Origin of the sequence: Pseudanabaena sp. 'Roaring Creek' (assembly GCF_001402795.1) — a bacterium.
In the GTDB taxonomy this organism is placed as follows: domain Bacteria; phylum Cyanobacteriota; class Cyanobacteriia; order Pseudanabaenales; family Pseudanabaenaceae; genus Pseudanabaena.
This window is the reverse complement of the sequence record NZ_LIRE01000495.1, coordinates 1-2860: the sequence shown is the minus strand read 5'-3', so window position 1 is coordinate 2860 and position 2860 is coordinate 1. Positions and strand designations below refer to the sequence as shown.

The 2860-nt window shown below is 46.1% G+C and carries 2 protein-coding genes; both read left to right on the top strand.

All coding sequences use genetic code 11. From position 1 onward, the window contains the following. Positions 1–464 precede the first annotated feature (464 nt). Positions 465–1646: an aspartate aminotransferase gene (locus tag AC805_RS15430; protein WP_055076246.1), complete on the top strand. Its 1182-nt coding sequence runs from the start codon at positions 465–467 to the stop codon at positions 1644–1646. 12 nt (positions 1647–1658) lie between these two features. Beyond that, positions 1659–2510 carry a prolipoprotein diacylglyceryl transferase gene (gene lgt, locus AC805_RS15425; RefSeq protein WP_055076245.1) on the top strand — a complete coding sequence of 284 codons (852 nt, stop codon included), beginning with the start codon at positions 1659–1661 and terminating at the stop codon, positions 2508–2510. The last annotated feature ends 350 nt before the right edge of the window (positions 2511–2860 follow it).

Sequence of the window (2860 nt, the reverse complement as noted above, 5' to 3'; positions counted from 1 at the left end):
GTTGCCGCGCTCCGTGCGGCAACTCTCTTTGGGGTTTTATGTCCTGATACAGTTGGCGGCAGCTATATAATACCAAATCACAAAATGGCTATACCATTTTGTGATTGTAAAACCCTTGCTGGGTTTGGGTTTTAATTCCCAAAAGTGTAGTCACGCTTTTGGGAATTGGTATAACGGGAGTTCGGGATAATTGGAAACGGTTTTTGAGACAGGGTTTGCATGGCAAACCCTGTCTCAAAAACCCAAAAGTAAAAGCCTTGCTAGCAAGGCTTTTACTTTTGGGCTTTTAAAATTTGCCAGCTTAACTCGAACTGACATTATTTAACTGTTTACTTTCTCGTAGCAAGTGCGATCGCGCTGGCAATTTCTATTAAGATCGAGTTTCTATAAAAATTCTAATTAAGCTGTAGTGGCTTTGCCACCATAGTTTATCTACACTCACCTTATACGCTCTCAAAACACAAATGAAGACTTGGCTCAAACCCGCTCAGCGACTTGAAAAACTCCCTCCATATGTTTTTGCCCGCTTAGATGAGTTGAAGCTACGAGCGAAAGAGCAAGGTTTAGATTTGATCGATTTGGGGATGGGCAATCCCGACGGACCAACCCCAGCGCCAGTGGTTGAAGCCGCTATTTCGGCGCTCCAAAACCCTAAAAATCACGGCTATCCTCCCTTTGAAGGGACGGCTAGTTTTCGTCGAGCGATTACCGATTGGTATAAGCGTCGCTACAACGTGCAGTTGGATTCAGAAGGAGAAGCCCTGCCCCTCATTGGTTCTAAAGAGGGTTTAGGACATTTGGCGATCGCCTATATCGATCCAGGAGATCTCGTTCTCGTCCCCAGTCCCGCCTATCCTGCTCATTTTCGCGGTCCTTTATTAGCGGGTGGGGAGATCTATGAAATGATCCTCAAGCCCGAACAAGACTGGTTGATCGATCTATCGGCAATTCCCGAGGAAGTCGCTCAAAGGGCTAAAGTGATGTACTTTAACTATCCTGCCAACCCTACAGGAGCGATCGCCCCCCGCGAATTTTTTGAAGAGGTCGTCGCCTTTGCCAAGAAATATGAAATTCTTTTGGTGCACGATCTCTGCTATGCCGAACTTGCTTTTGATGGGTATCAACCAACGAGTTTGCTGGAAATCGAAGGCGGTAAAGAAGTGGGTGTAGAGTTTCATACCCTCTCCAAAACCTACAATATGGCAGGCTGGCGCGTCGGCTTTGTGGTGGGCAATCGCCATATTATTCAGGGGTTGCGAACTCTGAAAACTAACCTCGATTATGGGATTTTTTCGGCGATTCAAGTCGCGGCGGAGACTGCCTTACAACTGCCTGACAAGTACCTCGAAGAAGTCTGCGATCGCTACAAGGAACGTCGCGATTTCTTGATCTCAGGATTGGGCGAACTGGGCTGGGAGATTCCTAAAACCTATGCCACGATGTATCTGTGGATTCCAGTGCCAGTGGGGATGACCTCTGCGGACTTTGCCTTAAAGGTATTAGAAAGTACGGGTGTCGTCTTTACTCCTGGTAGTGCCTTTGGGCAAGGTGGTGAAGGCTATGTCAGAATTAGTTTGATCGCCGATTGCGATCGCTTAGGCGAAGCGCTAAATCGACTTAAGCAAGCAGGAATACGTTACAAGTAAAAAGGAAAAGGGATGTTTAATTTGTTGCCGTTTGCTTTTGAATTTACCTCTCCAGGACCGATCGCCTTTGAAATTGGCCCGATTTCCATCCGTTGGTACGGTTTGCTAATTGCTTCCGCAATTATCTTGGGCACTTTACTAGCCCAAACCCTCGCCAAAAAGCGCAATGTCGATCCAGAAATAGTCGGCGATTTAGCGATCTGGCTTGTCGTCGGCGCAATTCCCTGCGCTCGCTTTTACTACGTCCTATTTGAATGGCAGCGTTTCCAAGTGCAACCTTGGTACAAAGTATTTGCTATCTGGGAAGGTGGGATTGCGATTCATGGGGCAATTATTGGCGGGGCGATCGCGGCAACTATATTTTGCAAACGCCAACAAATTTCCACATGGCTGATGGCAGATATCATTATGCCTGCGGTGATTTTAGGACAAGCGATCGGTCGATGGGGGAACTTTTTTAATTCTGAAGCTTTTGGCAGCCCCACAGATTTACCTTGGAAATTATTTATTCCAGTGAATCGCCGTCCCCCAGAATTGCTGAATGAAGCTTACTTCCATCCCACTTTTTTATATGAATCCCTTTGGAATATCGGTGTATTTGCGATCTTAATATTTGCCTTCTTGAGGTTCCCTAAACTGAGAACTGGCACAATTACGATGATGTATGCGATCGCCTATAGTATCGGTCGGTTTTGGATTGAAGGCTTGCGCACCGACAGTTTAATGGTAGGTCAGCTTCGTACCGCCCAGATCGTCAGTCTTGTATCGATCGCTGTGGGGACTTTAGGCTTAGTTTGGCTCTATGGATTACGTCGCCGATTCCCTGATACGACACCCAAAGAAATTCCCACGGAAAGCCTCTAGGTTTTAGATTCCCTATCGCTATCGCTAGAAATAAGCTCCTATGAAATTTTTTAAGTAGCTAGGCGCAATGCAATCTAAAACCAAAGGCGAGTATCCCCCGCATAGCGAACCCTATTGCTCTCGAATCTATCCTCTTACCACCTTTCCAGCCTCACCAAGAAATAAGGGTTAGACGTTGCGGTGCAATGTCTAATCCTTAATACCGAAAATGCCGTAGCCATTTTTAGCTTTTCAAACCCTTACTAGGTTTGGTTTTTAATTCACTTGTTGTCACATTTTCGTGAATTGGTATATAGTCGTTTTAAATAACTTGTAGACGGGCTTCGACTTCGCTCAGCCCTCGGTGTAAG